This window comes from Amycolatopsis sp. GM8, assembly GCF_021653975.1.
Classification (GTDB): Bacteria; Actinomycetota; Actinomycetes; order Mycobacteriales; family Pseudonocardiaceae; genus Amycolatopsis_E.
The window spans coordinates 625856-642690 of sequence record NZ_JAJKFK010000002.1 but is presented as its reverse complement, the minus strand read 5'-3'; the positions used below and the strand labels follow the sequence as shown (position 1 = coordinate 642690).

Genomic DNA, 16835 nt, shown 5'->3' with positions numbered 1-16835 from the left:
TCCTGGCACGAACCGGTCCCCGGCAGGCAGTGCCGACGCCTGATTTGTTGCTGAGAAAGGCATCCTGAGCTGCGAAAACCCTAGGACTACCGATGATCAGGGCGCCGAAAGTCGGGCTCGCGAGCAGGGGGTGAGCAGCCGGTTGTCCTCGGTGGTGATGCGGCGCCGCGGTCCGGTGTCACACTCGGGGTGGCCGTCGTGACCTGCGCCACAGGGGTGTCCGGCTGGCACAATGACGCGCGTGGAGCAGACCAGTGTGCGTGAAACCGTGTCCAGGCTGTGGGAGACCGAGGTCGTGCCGAGCCTGTCGGAGCTCATCAGGATTCCCGCGCTGTCGCAGGCCTTCGACCCGGACTGGGCCGCGAACGGACATCTCGCCGCCGCCGTCGCGCATGTGCGCGGGTGGATCGCCGGGCGCGCGCTACCCGGCGCGACGATCGACGTGGTGCGCATCGAGGACCGGAGCCCGGTGCTGCTGATCGACGTGCCCGCGACGCCCGGCGCGGAAGACCGCGGCACGGTGCTGCTCTACGGGCATCTGGACAAGCAGCCGCCGGTCGGTGGCTGGTCCGAAGGGCTCGGCCCGTGGCAGCCGGTCGTACGCGGGGAGAAGCTGTACGGCCGCGGCGCGGCGGACGACGGGTACGCGGGCTACGCGGCGACGACGGCGCTGGAGGCGGTGCACGCGGCGGGCGGTTCGCACGCGCGGTCGGTGGTGCTGCTGGAGACCGGTGAGGAGTCGGGCAGCCCGGACCTGCCGCTGTACCTGGAGCACCTGTCGCCGCGGCTCGGCGAGGTGTCGCTGGTGATCTGCCTCGACTCCGGCGGCAACGACTACCAGCGTCTGTGGTTGACCTCGAGCCTGCGCGGAATGGTGCAGGTGCACGTGAAGGTGCGGGTGCTCGAGTCGGCGCAGCACTCGGGCCTGGCGAGCGGCGTCGTGCCGAGTTCGTTCCGCGTGCTGCGGCAGCTGCTGGACCGCGTCGAGGACGTGGCGACCGGCGCGATCAAGCTGCCCGAGTTCAACGTCGAGATCCCGGCGAACCGGCAGGAGGAGACCCGCGCGACGGCCGCCGTGGCGCCCGGCGCGATGCGGTCGACGTTCCCGCTGGTCGACGGCATGCGCCCGGTGGCGGACGACGAGTACGAGCTGCTGCTGAACAGCGGCTGGCGGCCGACGCTCTCGGTGATCGGCGCGTCGGGTTTTCCGGAACCCGCGAACGCCGGGAACGTCCTGCGGGACTCGACGACGCTGGCGTTGAGCTTCCGTCTCCCGCCGACGGCGGACTCGGCCGCGGCGCTGAACGCGGTGGAGAAGGCGCTGACGACGGATGTTCCGTACGGCGCGCAGGTCGAGTTGGCGGGTCTGGAGCACGCGAGCGGCTGGAACGCCCCGGACGCGGCGCCGTGGCTGGCGGCTGTGCTGGAAAAGGTGAGCACGGAGGTCTTCGGCGAGCCGTGGCGCAGCGTCGGCCTCGGCGGGTCGATCCCGTTCATGGGCCTGCTGGCGGAGAAGTACCCGCGGGCGCAGTTCCTGGTGACCGGCGCCCTCGGCTCGGACTCGAACGCCCACGTCCCGGACGAATGGCTGCACCTGGGCCAGGCGCGTCGCGTCACGGAGACGGTTGCGCACACCCTGGACGCCCACGCCCGCGGCTGAGCTCGAAGGCTCGGCCACCTGCCCGATCGGCCACGCACAGTGGTCCCTCCGGCGTTAATCCTTTGTTTCCACCCCGTTGCTCCGCCGGATGACATCACGCCGTGACCTCCCTGATGCTGCGAATGGGTGCAGACGGATGGCAGGATGCGTGCACTCGCACGGTATGACCTACTAGGAGTGACGAACGTGGCGCGTGCAACACACATCAAGGCACTTGCCCTGCTGCCGGCCTTCGCGTTGGCGGGGCTGACCATCGGCTGCGGATCGGGCGGCAACGATGGCACGCAGCCCAGCGGCGGCGCCCCCGCGGCGCAGGAGATCCCCGCCGCGACCAAGGACGCCGCACTGGCGGCGATGGTTCCTGCCGACATCGCCGCCGACGGCAAGATAGTTGTCGGACAGGACCAGACCTATCCGCCCAACGAGTTCCTCGACGAGAGCGGCAAGGTGGTCGGCTTCGACGTCGACCTCGGCAACGCCATCGGGCAGAAGCTCGGCCTGACCATGGAGTACCAGAACGCCGACTTCAGCGGCATCCTCGCCGGCCTCGCCGCGAGCAAGTACGAGCTGGCGATGTCGTCGTTCACCGTCAACTCGGAGCGCGAGCAGACCGTCGACATGGTCACCTACTACTCCGCCGGCACCTCGCTGGGCGTGCTCAAGGGCAACCCCGGCAACCTGACCCCGGACACCCTGTGCGGCAAGAACCTCGCCGTGCAGAAGGGCACCGTGCAGGTGGACGACGCGACCAAGCGCTCCGACGACTGCACCAAGGCGGGCAAGCCCGCGATCAACATCCAGCAGTTCCAGGCGCAGACCGACGTCAACCTGCAGCTGACCACCAAGCGCAGCGACGCGATGCTGGCCGACTCGCCGGTCGTCGACTACGCGGTGAAGCAGACCGACGGCGCGGTCGAGGTCGTCGGCCAGCCGTATGACACAGCCCCGTACGGCATCGCGCTCAAGAAGGGCTCCGGCCAGTTCCCGCAGGCGATCCAGGGCGCCGTGCAGGCGCTGATCACCGACGGCACCTACGCCAAGATCATGGCGAAGTGGAACCTGTCCACCGCGGGCGCCATCCAGAAGTCGGAACTGAACCCGGCCGTCAGCTGATGACCGACCAGAACGAACGCACCGGCACCAATCCGGAGGACATCCGGGCGGTGCCGGTGCGGCACTACGGCCGGTGGGTCGCCGGCGTGATCATCCTGTTCGTGGCGTTCATCGCGATCCGCAGCATCGCCACGAACCCCAACATGCAGTGGGACGTGGTCGGGAACTACCTGTTCAACGACCGCATCCTGAACGGGCTGGTGAGCACCCTCAAGCTCACCGCGATCTCGATGGTGATCGGGGTGGTCGGCGGCATCCTGCTCGCGGTGATGCGGATGTCGCCCAACCCGCTCACCTCGGGCGCCGCCGGGATCTACATCTGGCTGTTCCGCGGCACCCCGCTGATCACGCAGCTGGTGTTCTGGAACTACCTCGCGCTGTTCTACCCGCGGGTGGGTCTCGGCATCCCGTTCGGGCCCGAGTTCATCGGGGCCAACACGAACTCGCTGATCACCCCGTTCGCGGCGGCGCTGCTGGGGCTCGGCCTGAACGAAGCGGCCTACATGGCCGAGATCGTCCGCGGTGGCCTGCTGTCCGTCGACGCCGGTCAACTGGAGGCCGCGAGCGCGCTCGGCATGTCGCGTGGCCGGACGCTGTGGCGGATCATCCTGCCGCAGGCCATGCGCGTGATCATCCCGCCGACCGGCAACGAGACCATCGCGATGCTCAAGACCACGTCGCTGGTGGTCGTCATCGGGTACTCCGAACTGATGCTCTCGGCGCAGCAGATCTACGCGCAGAACTACAAGATCGCGCCACTGCTGATCGTCGCGGCACTGTGGTACCTGCTGATGACGTCGGTGCTGACGCTGATCCAGATGCAGATCGAGAAGTACTTCGCCCGCGGCACGTCCCGGGCCACACCGGAGAAGGGCTGGGCTTCGCGGATGTTCGGCTTCGGCGGAGGGGTCGCGCGATGAGCCTGATCGTGCAGGCCCAGGGCATCCACAAGCGGTTCGGCCGGCTGGAAGTGCTCAAGGGCATCGACTTCGAGGTCGCCGAGCGCGAGGTCGCCTGCCTGATCGGACCGTCCGGTTCGGGCAAGTCGACCCTGCTGCGGTGTATCAACCACCTCGAGAAGATCAACGCCGGGCGGCTCTACGTCAACGGCCATCTCGTCGGCTACCGCCAGCGCGGGGACCGGTTGTACGAGCTGCGGGAGAAGGAGATCGCCGCGCAGCGCAAGGACATCGGCATGGTGTTCCAGCGGTTCAACCTGTTCCCGCACAAGACCGCGCTGGAGAACGTCATCGAGGCGCCGGTGCAGGTCCGCGGCGAGAACAAGACGCAGGCGCGCGAACGCGGCCGGGAGCTGCTCGACCGGGTCGGCTTGGCGGACAAGGAAAATTCCTATCCGGCCCAGCTGTCCGGCGGGCAGCAACAGCGGGTCGCGATCGCGCGGGCGCTCGCGATGCAACCGAAGCTGATGCTGTTCGACGAGCCGACATCGGCGCTGGACCCGGAACTCGTCGGCGACGTGCTCGGCGTGATGCGGCAGCTCGCGGCGGACGGCATGACCATGATCGTCGTGACGCACGAGATGCAGTTCGCGCGCGAGGTGGCGGACAAGGTGATGTTCATGGACGGCGGCGTCGTGGTCGAGGAAGGCCCGCCGGATCAGGTCATCGTCGAGCCGCGGCACGAGCGGACGCGCAGCTTCCTGGCGCGCGTGCTCAATCCGAACGCCTGACGTCGTACGTCGACGGCGCGACGCGCACCAGCCGGTGCGTGGCGTTGAGGGCGTTGCGCAGCCCTTCGCGCGTGATGGGCCTGCTCAGCTCAGCCCGGATCTCGTCCAGATGCAGGGGCCGGCCCGCGCGTTCGATGAGCTGGACAGCGTTGTCCGTGCTCGACCCGCTGGGCCCGGCGTACGGCTTGAGATGCCAGGACTCCAGCGCGAACGTGCTCGGCGCGACCCGGGCGAAGCGGCTGTCGGCGTTGAGGCGGTTGTACAGCGGGCCGCGGCTGTAGCGACGGCCCATCCGTTGCAGCAGGTCGTCGAGGTGCAGCGGCACCCCGGCCTGGGTCAGCAGTTCGGCCGCGGTGTCCGTCGCGGTCGGACCGCGGGCGGTGCGCGTGCCCGGCGAGATGCGCTCGACGATCCGGTGCAGGGCGCGCCGCGGCTGGCGCAGCTCGGACGGCGACACGCGGTAGCCGCACTGCGCGAGCCACGCCACCAGCTCGTCGTCGGTGAGCGCGAAACCGCGGGCCGCGAATGCTTCCGCCGGGCTTTCCGCGCGCAGCGCGTCGCCGAGCTCGGCCACGATCTCCTTCGTCCTGGCGACCGCGGTGGCCAGGTCCGGCACCGCCGCCCAGCCGTGATTGACCTCGAACACCCCGCCGAACCGGGCGAGCACCCGCCAGGCGGCGACATTCGGGGCTATCACCGGAAAATCGAGCGACGGATGGCGGTTGAGCAGTCGCGCCAACGGAAGCACCGGCGTGATTTCCGCCCGCAGCCGTTCGGCCCATTCGCCGAGCGCACCACCTCGGGCGAGCGCGGCGTGGACCCGGTCGGCGAAGTCGGTTTCGATCACCCCGCGCTGTTCGGGCGCGGGCAGGTATTGGCCGAACCAGCGGTACGCGCCCGCTTCGTCGGCCCACAACCGGCGCCGCAGGGCAGCCAGCTCGCCATAGGTCACCGTGTCGGTGACCTCCCTCAACTCCGCGAGGGCCTCCATTTCTTCGACGATAGCCGCGAATAGCAGTGGTCTCAGCGAAACTGCCCTACCGGAGTAACGCGGGCGACTAAGGTTTGATCGAAGTATTTCCGGAAAGGGGAGCACACGAATGGCGAGCGGCCAGGCCGGACCGGTGGAACGTGAGCTGCCGCCGCTCAACCCGTTCGACGGAGTGCCGGACGCGCGGTACCACGTTTCGGCCGCTGAGCTGCTGCGGCCGCTGCTGGAACCAGGCAGCGGCGGGCTTCTGCGGTGGCGCAAGCAAAGCAGCAACGCACCGATCGTGCCGGTGGAAAATGTCTATGTGACGGGCCGGCTGGACCTGCGCGGCGCGGATCTGGACTGCCTTTTCCGATTCGAGAACTGCCGGTTCGAGCATGCGCCGGACGTGCGCGAGGCGAAGCTGCTCGGCCTGGTGTTCCGGCGCTGCTGGCTGCCCGGGCTCAAGGCGCGGAACCTGCGCAGCCGCAACGATGTCCGGCTGATCCGCAGCGTCGTGCAGCCGTTCCCGGGTGGCGCGGACGACGGGGAAACCGCCGTGCAGCGCGGAGACACGCACGAGCGCGGCGTGCCGGACGCCGCGATCAACATGACCGACGCGGTGATCGAGGGCTCGCTCGTGCTGACCCGCACCCGCATCGCGACGTCGTTCGGCCGCGCGCTGCAGGCCGACCGGCTCCAGATCAGCGGCGCGCTGCTGGCCTACCGGCTCAAGGCCGATGGTCAGGTACGCGTACCCGGCATGCGGACCGGCGGTAACGTCAACTTCTCGGGCGCCACCCTGCACCATCCGAACGGGTTCGCGCTCGACGCGAACGGCGTGCACATCGGCGGCAGCCTGCTGTGCGAGGTGGACAACTACGGCGGGTCCGAAAAACGACAGCCGTTCACGGCGCGCGGCGTGCTGCATCTGCCGAGCGCCCGCGTCGATGGCGACATCGTCTTCCGCGGCGCCGATCTGGCGAGCCCGCAGCGCGGCGCGATCGCCGTGGAGGCCTGGGATTCCAGCGATCCCTACGTCGACCCGTGGCCGTCGCTGGTCGCCGACCGGATGCGGGTCGAGGGCAATGTCGAGCTGTCCGACGGGCTGTCGGCGCTGGGCACGCTGCGCATGATCAACGCGCGGATCGGTGGCACCCTGCGGCTCGCGCGGGCCCGGATCAAGGTCACCCGGGGCAAGATCGAGCCGTACTACGACCGCGCGCTGCACCTGGACGGCAGTGAGATCGACGGCGATTTCGAGCTGACCGGCCTGCAGGTGCCGACCGGCCAGCTGCGGCTGGCGGACGTGCGGGTCGGCGGGAACGTGCTGGCCGCACGGATGCAACTGCACCACGGCGGCCGCGACGTGTTCGCGGCCCGCCGGATGAAGGTCGGCGGCAACCTGCTGCTGAACGACTCGACGCTGGAAGGCACCGTGCGGCTGCAGGGCACCGAGGTCGGCGGCAGCTTCGAGCTGTACGGCATGGACGCGACGGCGCCGACCGTGCGCGAGCAGACGAGCTTCTCGGTGGACCTGCGCACGGTCCGGGCCGGCCGCAACATCAGTCTCACCAGGTCACGGGACCGGGACTTCCGCGCCGCCGGCGGGGTCAACATGGACGGTGCGAGCGCCGCCCGCCGGATCGACCTCACCGGCGCGCACCTGACTTCCGTCGCGGGACACGACATCGCGCTCGACGCCAGCGACCTGGAGGCCGACGAGCTGCTGCTCAATCCCGGGGTGCCGCCACAGGGGCGGATCCTGCTGCGGCACGCGCACTGCCGCACGCTCGACGACAACGACGAGTTCTGGGCGACCGAGGGCGGGATCGAGCTCGAGGACTTCCGGTACGACGTGCTGCGCCGGCCCATCGAGATGAAGAACGACCGGGCCGTCGACATCCGGATCCAGCAACTGCGGTCCGCGATGGCCGGCTACCGGCCCGGGCCGTACGACCAGCTCGCCGCGATGCTGCGCGCGAGCGGCAACGAGGAGCACGCGGACACGGTGCTGTTCCGCAAGCAGCAGTATCGGTACGACGCGCTCGCCCAGGGCTACAACCTGTTCGGGCCGGGCGTGCGACTGTGGAGCTGGCTGCAACGCTCGATGGTCGGCTACGGCTACCGGCCGGTGCGGGCGCTGGGCTGGCTGATCGGGCTCCTGTTCGCCGGCAGCCTGTACTTCTGGCTGGGCAGCGATTCGTGCGTGCACGACATCCGGTCCGGCGCGAACGCGTTGCTGGCGCTCGGCCCGCGGTGCGCGGTCAACTCGCAGGACAGCGGTCTGGAATGGAATCCGGTGCTGTACACGGCGGATCTGCTGGTGCCGATCGTCGACTTCGGCAACAAGGGCCGCTGGTACATGCATGGTCTGGACAAATGGGTGAGCGACGGGTTCATCGCGATGGGCTGGGTGCTCGCGACCACCGTCGCCGCGGGTGCCGGCCGGATGATCCGGCGCGACACCCCTGGCGGCAACGGCAGATAGCGCTTTCTCGCTACTTTCTGAAAGCGCTTTCTCAGCGGGGCAGGTGCGGGCGGTGACCCGGCTCCTGCGTCGGCGGCTTCGGGTTGGCCGGCGGCACGACCGGCGCCGGCAGCTGCGACGCTTCGTAGCGCGAAAGCGTGAGCGGGCCGGCGGTGTCCGGCAGCACCGGCGGCTTGGCCTTGCCCTCGTCGAACCGGAACGCCGAGGTCAGGTCGCCGAAGGTGGTGCGGCGCCAATCGGAGATGTTGGTCTCCTTGACCCCGGTGACCTTCTCCAGGAACCGCAGCTGCGAGGTGTGGTCGAAGTTCTGGGTGGCCACCCAGCCGCCGGCGGTCCACGGCGAGACGATCACGCACGGCACGCGGAAGCCGCCGCCGACCCACAGGCCGTTGCCCTTGGTGCCGCCGGGGGAGGTGCCGTTGACGAACTCGCCGGGCGTGCCCGCGGGCGGGATCGGCGGGACGACGTGGTCGAACAGGCCGTCGTTCTCGTCGTAGCTGAGGATGAACACCGTCTTGGCCCACACCTCGGGGTTCGAGGCGATGGCGTCGATCTTGCTGGCGACGTACGCGGCGCCGTCGGAGGGCGTGTAGTTCGGGTGCTCCGACTGGGTGCTGGTGGTGATGATCCAGGACACGGCCGGCAGCTTGTCGTTGCGGGCGTCGTACTCGAACTGGCCCTCGGGGCGGTGGGTGAGCCCGTTGACGTACAGCTCCGAGCTGGGGTCCGCGTTCTTGAAGGCCGCGAAGTTCTCGAGCATGTTGCAGCCGTAGGTGTCGTCCTGCTCGTAGACCTTCCAGCTCACCCCGGCCTCGGTGAGGCGCTCGGCGTAGGTCTTCCAGGTGTAGCCGCCGGCGGGCGCGGTGTTCTGCAGGATGGGGCCGCCGTTCTCGCCGTTCGGGTCGAGGGTGCCCGTCATCCACATCATGCGGTTGGGCCAGGTGGGGCCGAGCACCGAGCAGAAGTAGGCGTCGCAGACGGTGAACGACTCGGCGAGCGCGAACTGGAACGGCAGGTCGGCGCGGGTGTGGTAGCCCATCACGTACGGGCCGTTCTTGCCGTCGGCGGCCCGGTGCGCCGGCAGCCAGTTGTCCATCTTCCCGTAGTTGAGGGAGTCGTGCTGGACCTGCCACGCGTGCGAGGTGGACGGGATCTTCTGCGCGTTGGTGGCGTGCGTGTCGAGGTGGAACGGCAGCGCGTAGCCCGCGGGGTTCTGGGGGTCGGGCTGGTAGAAGACGGACTTACCGCCCGGCAGCCGCACCGCGTTGGGGTCGTTGAAGCCACGAACCCCGGACATCGTCCCGTAGTAGTGGTCGAACGACCGGTTTTCCTGCATCAGCAGCACCACGTGTTCGATATCGCGCAGCGACCCGTGGCGGGGTGCTTCCTGCGCGAGGGCCTTCTGCACGTTGGGCGGCAACAACGTCGCCGCCGCAGCCGTCGCGGCACCGGCCGCTGCTGACCCGAGCAGCCGCCGACGAGTGACCTCAGCCATTTCCAGCCTCCGTGGTGGTGGGGTGGTGTGAGCGTGAGTCACTTTCGCGTTCGCCGCCGAACGTAAGAGAAACACGAAATGACAACGGAATCGGAAAGGTGCAAACAGGAGGGGAGTTCCGCCAAAGGGAGGAGTGATGTTTTGCGGGTTTTGTTCGGGGTGATGATGTTTTACGGGTTTCGTGCGGTGCCGGTCGCCGTGCGTGCTGCGCGGTTAGGGCGCTGGTGGTTGCGTTTCGCCACCATCCCGATCGCGCGAGGGTCTAACGGTCGCCACACCGCGTCAAGGCGGGAAAGATGCCTTGACCCGGCGCGGCGACCGCTAGGGGCGCTGAGGATCGGGATGCAGGCTCCGGAGTGGATACCGTCGGACAAACATGCCAACCCGGCCACCGGACCGCAGCCAAAAAACCCAACGCAACCACGGGCTTTTGGGGGGTCCAGGGGGGCGAAGCCCTCCCTGGCGGGGGTTTGGGGGTTCGACCCCCAAGGGCGATGGCGAGAAACATCCGGCTCGTGCTTTCCACGAGCACACTCCACCCCGTTACGAGCGGACGACGGGATTCGAACCCGCGACCCTCACCTTGGCAAGGTGATGCGCTACCAGCTGCGCTACGTCCGCATACCCCGTTCACCGGGGCGTTGCTTACTTTATACCGTGCGGGCTGGGGGTGTTGCAGGCACCCGGTTGGAGGTAACTCTGTCACTCCGGGAGTACAAGGGGTGACGGCAAGCGTTTCGCTCCGTATGGTGTCCCCATTCAACCGAACGGGGGTCAGCCCTGCCCGGGGAGGAGGTGCCTGGCCGGATGACGGAAGAAGCGACGGTACCGGAGCAACGCACGGTATCGGCCGATGAGCAGGCACTTCTGCGTCGTCTCCGGACCGGGGAGGACCAGGCGTTCAGTGAGCTTTTCGAGCTGCACTCGGGTGCTGTGCGGCGGCTCGCCCGCGGGATCGCGAGTGACGCCTCGGAGGCGGAGGACATCACCGCCGAAACGTTCTTCCGGGTGCTGCAGGCCCTGCGCCGCGGCTCGGGTCCTCGCGACCATATCCGCGCGTATCTGCTCACCGTCGCCCGCCGGGTTTCGTGGGAGTGGCATGGGGCGCGCCGCGACGTGCCGGTCACCGATGACGAGTTGACGCATCGTGCGGGTGCCGGGGCGGATGCGCATGCCCGCACGGCCGAGCACACGTTGATCGCGACGGCCTTCACGAGTTTGCCCGAGCGCTGGCGCACCGTCCTGTGGCAGACCGAGGTCGAGGGCGAGCAACCGGCCGTCGTGGCGCCGCATTTCGGGCTGAGTGCGAACGCGACGGCCGCCTTGGCCCGCCGTGCCCGGCAAGGGTTGCGCGCGGCCTACCTGCAGGCGCACCTTGCCATGAACCGCACCTCCGACGTGAGTTGCCGGGGGGTGATCGAGAAGCTGGGCGGGTACACCGCGGGCAGTGTGACCGGGTCCGAGGCGACCCGGATCCGCACCCATCTGCTCGGCTGCGCCTCCTGCCGCTCGATGCACGCCGAGCTTCGGGACGTCTGCTCGTCGCTGCGCGCGCACGCCGGGGTGCTGGCGATGCTGGTGCCCTCGACCGCTGCCGTCGCGGCGTCGGGCAGCGGGGCGGTGGCCACGATCAAGGGCCTGGTGCTCACGAAACTCAAGATCGGCATCGCGCTGGTGTCCACCGCCGCGGCCGGGGTCGTTGGGGTGACCGTCGGCCCGGCGCTGATCGACGCCGACCACACGCAGGTCGTCGGCCTGCCGCAGAGCGGGATCGAGCTGCGGATCGCGCCGACGCAACCCAAACTGCTGAGCCCGCCGCCGCCCGAACCGGGGCCGCCGGGTGAGGCGACCGTCCAGCTGCCCGGCCAGCCGCCGGTGAAGGTGCAGCACGACCCGTCGCCGTCCACGGGCGCCTCTGTGGCGACCCAGCCTGTCGCGCAGGCGCCGGTCGCGCAGCCGCGGCAGGATCAGCCCGCGCCGCAGGGCAGCTCGTCGTCCTCCTCGTCGTCGAACGGCAGCCCGCGTGACGACCTCTCCGGCGTCGACTCGACGACCGGCGGCCCGACCAGTACCGGCGCGAAGCCGGGCAAGGGCAAGCCGGCGACGAAGAACAGCACGTACGACCGGTCGGACGAAATCACGTCCGACGGCGACTCGTCATCGGACACGCCGCGGGACGACCTGCACACGACCGGGACGAGCTCCACGACCTCGGCCACGTCGGGCAAAACCCATCACAACTTCCTGTGGTGGCTCTTCGGCCCCGGCGAGGGTGACGCCACCGGTTGATCTTGGTCCGCATCTCGCGTCCCGATGTCCAGGCACGCTAACGTTGACCGAGCTCGGGAACGACGGAGCGTGTCCAGGAGGCCACGAAGTATGAACCGGCGGGTGCAGGGGCTGGACGGCCGGGACTGGACGGTCCGGGCGCAGATGGAGTGGCGCCGCCCCGCCACCGTGGAGAACTTCGAACACGACGTGGCCGGCAGCCCGGCCCCGGGCATCGCGATGCTGTCGGTAACCCTGGTGCTCGCGGTTATCCTGGTGGCGTGGCTACCCGATGGGGTCGTCGTACCGCCCTGGGTTGTCTGGGGCCTGCTGCTGATCGGCCTGTTCTTCCCGCTGCGGTGGGTGCTGAACCGGCCGTGGAGCATGGTCGCGGAAACCGAAGGCGATCCGCTGGGTGAACACCCGCCGGAGCGCTGGTCCGGCCTCGTGTCCGGGATGTTCCGGGTGCGCAGCGAGGTCGCGAGGGTCGCCAGGACGATCCAGCACGACGGCCTGCCGGACTTCGACGGGCCCCTGCATCCGATGGAGTGACCGATGCCCGAGTTACCAGAGGTCGAGGCGCTCGCACACCACCTGCGTGAGCATGCGGTCGGCCGGACGGTGACGCGGGTCGACGTGGCGTCGTTCGGCGTGCTCAAGACCGTAACCCCGCAGTGGACCGAGCTGCACGGCCGCACGGTGACCGGCGCCGGCCGCTACGGCAAGCACCTCGACCTGGACTGTGATGGTCTCCACGTCGTGATCCACCTGGCGCGCGCGGGCTGGCTGCGCTGGTCCGACCAGCTTTCGCCGACCCCGCCGAAACCCGGCCGCGGGCCCTTGGCGTTCCGGGTTCACCTCGACGGGCCCGGGTTCGACCTCACCGAGGCGGGCACGAAGAAGGGTCTCGCGGTGTGGATCGTGCACGACCCGAAGGACGTGCCGAGCGTCGCGCGGCTCGGGCCGGACGCGCTGGGGCTGACCCGCGAGCAGCTCGGTGAGCTGTTCGGCGGCCGCACCGAGCGGCTCAAGACCGCGCTGACAGACCAGTCGCTGATCGCCGGGATCGGGAACGCCTACTCCGACGAGATCATGCACACCGCCAAACTTTCGCCGTACGCGACACCGGGCAAGCTGCCCGAAGAGGCACTGGACAGGTTGTCCGACGCGATGCACGAGGTACTCACGAGCGCGGTCGAGCGTTCGGTCGGGCAGGCCGCCGCGCGGCTCAAGGGGGAGAAGCGATCCGGGCTACGGGTGCATGCGCGCGCGGGCCTGCCGTGCCCGGTGTGCGGTGACACCGTTCGCGAGATCTCCTTCGCGGACAAGGCCTTCCAGTACTGCCCGACCTGTCAGACGGGCGGCAAACCGCTCGCGGACCGCCGACTGTCCCGCTTGCTCAAGTAGCGCAGCGTAGGTAGGCATTTCACCCGTTCACCGTCTCATTGCGACACTCGGTTGGCTGATACGGCACAGTTCTCGCGTTGGGTAAGGTGCGGCTTACCCCAGGGTGTCGGTATCTACACAGAAAGTGGGCCCGAAGCCTTGCACCCGGCTGACCGAGCGCAGAGCATTGACGCCGTGTCCGACTTGCCGATCGCGCAGATCATTCCGTGGACCGTCGCGGGCCTGCTGCTGATCGCCCTGATCGTGCTCGTCGTCAGGTCCAGGAAGCCGAGCAGCTTCGTGGACGACGCGGTGCTCGAGGCCGTTTATCACATGTCGAAGGCCGCCCCGGACCTGCGCGAGGGCTTCGACCAGGTCGCCGCCGACCGGATCACCTCGCAGCTGCTGGAACTGCTCAAGTGCGTCGCGGTCGGCATCACGGACCCGGAGGGCACCCTCGTGTCCTGGGACGGTGAGGCCAACGACCACTACGTCGACCTCACGTCGTCCGTCGGGATGACGATCCGCAAGCACCGCCGCGAGGTCGTCAACCACGATGACGTGCCGTGCGACCACCGCGGCACCTGCAAGATGAAGACCGCCGTGATCGTCCCGCTGATCGTCGAAGGCGACGTCGAGGCCGCGCTGATCGTGGTCGGCCGGTCCAAGGGCAAGCGGCTCGTGCAGATGGCCGACGCGGTCGCCCAGTTCGTCTGCACCCAGTTCGAGCTGGCCCGGCTCGACGAGTCGAAGCTGCAGCTGCAGCAGGCCGAGATCAAGGCACTGCGCGCGCAGATCTCGCCGCACTTCATCTACAACGCGCTCAACACGATCTCCTCGCTCATCCGCACCGACCCCGAAGAGGCACGCGAGCTGCTGCAGGAGTTCGCCGACTTCACCCGGTACTCGTTCCGCACCTCCGGCATGTTCACCTCGCTCGCCGACGAGCTGCGCAACATCGACCGCTACCTGACCATTGAGCGCGCCCGCTTCGGCGGCCGGCTCGAGGTGCGGCTGAAGATCGCGCCCGAGGTGCTGTCGGTGGTGGTGCCGTTCCTGATCATCCAGCCGCTCGTGGAGAACGCCGTCCAGCACGGGCTCGCGAACAAGCCGACCGGTGGCATGGTCACCGTGACCGCGCAGGACTACGGCACCGAGGCGCTGATCAGCGTCGAGGACGACGGAATCGGCATGGACCCGGCGCGGCTGGCGGACCTGCGCAACTCGCACCGCACGGGTGCGCACGTCGGGCTGGGCAACATCAACGCCCGGATGCGGCAGCTGTTCGGCGACGAGTACGCGCTGATGGTCGAGACCGCGCCCGGTGCCGGGATGAAGGTGACGCTGCGGGTGCCGAAGTTCGCCCCCGGTGTGCGCACCGAGCTGCCGGACTACTCGGCCGCGGTGCCGGCGCAGGAGTCGCGCAACGGGTCGCCTGCACATGCGCGAAAAGGTCCGTAACCTGCGCCGGCCCCTCGCCCACCACCACCCTCAACGGAGACGCTTCGCGCCGCTACATTGGACCTATGGCCACCGTCACGGAGCTAGCGAGCAGGATCCCGAAGCTCGGCGACCGGGTCGACCGCACCGACGTGGTCGCCGTCGTCAAGCTGCACGGCGTCATCACGCCGACCCCATCGCCGCTCGCGCGCGGCACGATCAACCTCGCAGCCGTCGAATCGGCGCTGACCAGGGCGTTCGGCCACGACCGGCTGAAGGCCGTCGCGTTGCTGATCAACTCACCGGGCGGCGCGCCGACGCAGTCGGGGCTGGTCGCGGAGCGGATCCGGCAGCTGGCCGCGAAGAAGAAGGACGTGCCGGTGCTCGCGTTCTGCGAGGACGTCGCGGCGTCGGGCGGGTACTGGCTCGCGTGCGCGGCGGACGAGATCTACGCGCATCGCACCTCGCTGGTCGGATCGATCGGCGTGATCAGTGGCGGGTTCGGGTTCACCGGGCTGCTGGAGCGGTTCGGCATCGAACGGCGGCTGCACACCGCGGGCGCGAACAAGTCGAGGCTCGACCCGTTCAGCCCGGAGAAGCCCGAGGACGTCGAGTGGCTGAAGAAGATGCACGCCCAGCTGCACGAGTTGTTCGTGAGCTGGGTCAAGGAACGCCGCGGTGACCGGCTGGCCGAGACCGAGGACCTGTTCACCGGGGACGTCTGGCTCGGCGCCAAGGCGAAGGAACTGGGCCTGATCGACGGCCTCGCCACCCTCCGTGAGCTGGTCGCGGAGCGGTTCCCCGACGCGGAGATCAAGATGGCGGAACCGAAGAAGCCGTTGCTCGCGCGGCTCGGCATCGGCGCCCCCGCCGCGTCGATCTTGGAAGCCGTTTCGCACAAGGCAATCTGGAGCCGCTACGGGTTGTAATGCGTTCGCCCAAGCGCGGTATGGACAGCAACCCGTGTACTGGGCAGGATGCGAACCACTGTGAGTGCGCAAACTGACACACGGCGACTGGTGGTCCTCGCCGTGGACGACGAACCCCACGGGCTGAGCCTGCTCGTCGAGGGCCTGCAGGCGAACCCGCACATCCGCCGGGTCTTCGCCGCGGTCGACGCCGCCGAGGCGCTGCGCCTGCTGGCCTCCAACGACGACGAGCTGTTGCAGCGCAAGGAACTCGGCCTCCCGACGATCGACGCGGTGTTCGCGGACCTGCAGATGCCGGGGCTGTCGGGGATGGAGATGGCGCGCGTGTTCTCCGCGCTCAACCCGTCGCCGGTGCTGGTGTTCGTCACCGGGCACGCCTCCGAGGCAGTGAACGCGTTCGATCTCGGGGCCGTGGACTACCTGCTGAAACCGTGCAACCAGAGCCGGCTGGACCGGGCCGTGGACCGCGTGCTGGACAAGCTGCGCAGCACGCCGGCGGTGGCGGGTCCGGCGGGCGCGGTCGCCCCGGCGAAACCGGACGACGACGAGGTGATCCCGGTCGAACTGGCCGGCACCACGAAACTGGTGCCGCGCTCGACGGTCCGCTGGGTCGAGGCGCAGGGCGACTACGCGCGGCTGTTCACCACCGACGGCAACAGCCACCTGGTCCGGATTCCCTTGACACAGCTGGAAGAACGGTGGGAGAAGGCCGGGTTCGTGCGCATCCACCGGTCGTTCCTGGTGGCGCTGAACCTGATCACCGAGCTGCGCATGGGCCAGGGCGGCTACCAGGTCGTGATCGGCAACGACGAGAAGCTCCTGCCGGTGTCGCGGCGGCACACGCGTGAGCTGAAAGACCGCCTGACCGGCCGATGAACGACGACGTCTACCGCCATGTGGGTGGGGTCCGGGAACCGGACCCCACCCTCGGCAAGAGCTACGGCGAGCACGAACCCGCGACGGTCGAGCGGGTGCCGCCGGTGCCGGTCGAACCGCCGCAGCCCGACACGCCGGCGAAACCGCCCAAGCGGCAACGAGTCGTGCTGGCCGACCCCCGGTCGCGGTCGACCACCCTGCGCGCCCGGGTCGAGCTCGAAGAACAGACCAGCTGGGGCACGCTGCTGATCGACGACCTGGTCAAACACCAGCTGCGGGCCGGGCTCCTGCTCGCCGCGCTGGTGCTGGTCGTGCTCGGTGGCCTGCCGCTGGCGTTCTACTTCTCGCCGGACTTCGCCGGACTGCGGGTGGTCGGCCTGCCGCTGGCCTGGCTGCTGCTGGCGGTACTCCCGTTTCCGCTGCTCCTGCTCGCGGGTCTGGTCTACAACCGCCTCGCCGAACGCCACGAACGCGACTTCGTTGACATGATCGAAAACTGACAGTGCCACACTACTTG

The 16835-nt window shown here is 69.1% G+C and carries 14 protein-coding genes and 1 tRNA gene; 12 read left to right on the top strand and 3 right to left on the bottom strand.

Features of this window, described 5'->3' with window-relative positions:
* Positions 1-232: 232 nt before the first annotated feature.
* The 4 genes from LOZ83_RS10480 to LOZ83_RS10465 all read left to right on the top strand — a co-directional run bounded on the left by LOZ83_RS10480 (position 233) and on the right by LOZ83_RS10465 (position 4463).
* On the top strand, positions 233-1660 hold the full coding sequence (locus tag LOZ83_RS10480) for a M20/M25/M40 family metallo-hydrolase (protein WP_236790229.1): 1428 nt from the start codon (positions 233-235) through the stop codon (positions 1658-1660).
* Positions 1661-1846: 186 nt separating this feature from the next.
* Positions 1847-2773: an ABC transporter substrate-binding protein gene (locus tag LOZ83_RS10475; RefSeq protein ID WP_236790228.1), complete on the top strand. Its 927-nt coding sequence runs from the start codon at positions 1847-1849 to the stop codon at positions 2771-2773.
* On the top strand, positions 2773-3693 hold the full coding sequence (locus LOZ83_RS10470) for an amino acid ABC transporter permease (protein ID WP_236790227.1): 921 nt from the start codon (positions 2773-2775) through the stop codon (positions 3691-3693). The genes LOZ83_RS10475 and LOZ83_RS10470 overlap by 1 nt, the downstream gene beginning before the upstream one ends.
* The gene (locus tag LOZ83_RS10465) at positions 3690-4463 is read left to right on the top strand and encodes an amino acid ABC transporter ATP-binding protein (RefSeq protein WP_236790225.1); all 774 of its coding nucleotides are present in this window, start codon (positions 3690-3692) and stop codon (positions 4461-4463) included. The genes LOZ83_RS10470 and LOZ83_RS10465 overlap by 4 nt, the downstream gene beginning before the upstream one ends.
* Here LOZ83_RS10465 and LOZ83_RS10460 read toward each other — a convergent pair.
* The gene (locus LOZ83_RS10460; RefSeq protein ID WP_236790224.1) at positions 4447-5454 is read right to left on the bottom strand and encodes a winged helix-turn-helix domain-containing protein; all 1008 of its coding nucleotides are present in this window, start codon (positions 5452-5454) and stop codon (positions 4447-4449) included. The two genes, LOZ83_RS10465 and LOZ83_RS10460, sit on opposite strands and share 17 nt — an antisense overlap.
* A 109-nt stretch (positions 5455-5563) precedes the next feature.
* On the opposite strand from LOZ83_RS10460, the gene LOZ83_RS10455 reads away from it, so the two are divergent.
* The gene (locus LOZ83_RS10455) at positions 5564-7924 is read left to right on the top strand and encodes an oxidoreductase (protein WP_236790223.1); all 2361 of its coding nucleotides are present in this window, start codon (positions 5564-5566) and stop codon (positions 7922-7924) included.
* A 31-nt stretch (positions 7925-7955) separates the two neighbouring features.
* On the opposite strand, the gene LOZ83_RS10450 is transcribed toward LOZ83_RS10455, so the two are convergent.
* Both LOZ83_RS10450 and LOZ83_RS10445 read right to left on the bottom strand, forming a co-directional pair.
* Complete coding sequence (locus LOZ83_RS10450) at positions 7956-9419, bottom strand: alkaline phosphatase family protein (RefSeq protein ID WP_236790222.1); 1464 nt, start codon at positions 9417-9419, stop codon at positions 7956-7958.
* 548 nt (positions 9420-9967) lie between these two features.
* Positions 9968-10040 (bottom strand) — tRNA-Gly (locus tag LOZ83_RS10445).
* 186 nt (positions 10041-10226) lie between these two features.
* Here LOZ83_RS10445 and LOZ83_RS10440 point away from each other — a divergent pair.
* From LOZ83_RS10440 to LOZ83_RS10410, 7 genes are all read left to right on the top strand, one after another.
* Entirely contained in the window at positions 10227-11708 is a 1482-nt protein-coding gene (locus LOZ83_RS10440) for a sigma-70 family RNA polymerase sigma factor (protein ID WP_236790221.1), read from the top strand.
* 90 nt (positions 11709-11798) lie between these two features.
* A complete protein-coding gene (locus tag LOZ83_RS10435) occupies positions 11799-12239 on the top strand; it encodes a DUF983 domain-containing protein (protein ID WP_236790220.1) in 441 nt (146 codons plus the stop codon).
* A 3-nt stretch (positions 12240-12242) separates the two neighbouring features.
* The gene (locus LOZ83_RS10430; RefSeq protein WP_236790219.1) at positions 12243-13094 is read left to right on the top strand and encodes an Fpg/Nei family DNA glycosylase; all 852 of its coding nucleotides are present in this window, start codon (positions 12243-12245) and stop codon (positions 13092-13094) included.
* Positions 13095-13259: 165 nt separating this feature from the next.
* On the top strand, positions 13260-14534 hold the full coding sequence (locus tag LOZ83_RS10425) for a sensor histidine kinase (RefSeq protein ID WP_236790754.1): 1275 nt from the start codon (positions 13260-13262) through the stop codon (positions 14532-14534).
* A gap of 65 nt (positions 14535-14599) precedes the next feature.
* Positions 14600-15442 (top strand): S49 family peptidase, encoded by an 843-nt coding sequence (locus LOZ83_RS10420; RefSeq protein ID WP_236790218.1) that lies wholly within the window; start codon positions 14600-14602, stop codon positions 15440-15442.
* Between the two features lie 48 nt (positions 15443-15490).
* Positions 15491-16318, top strand: coding sequence for a LytTR family DNA-binding domain-containing protein (locus LOZ83_RS10415; RefSeq protein ID WP_236790217.1), 828 nt, complete (start codon positions 15491-15493; stop codon positions 16316-16318).
* Positions 16315-16818: a hypothetical protein gene (locus LOZ83_RS10410; RefSeq protein WP_236790216.1), complete on the top strand. Its 504-nt coding sequence runs from the start codon at positions 16315-16317 to the stop codon at positions 16816-16818. The genes LOZ83_RS10415 and LOZ83_RS10410 overlap by 4 nt, the downstream gene beginning before the upstream one ends.
* Positions 16819-16835: the final 17 nt, after the last annotated feature.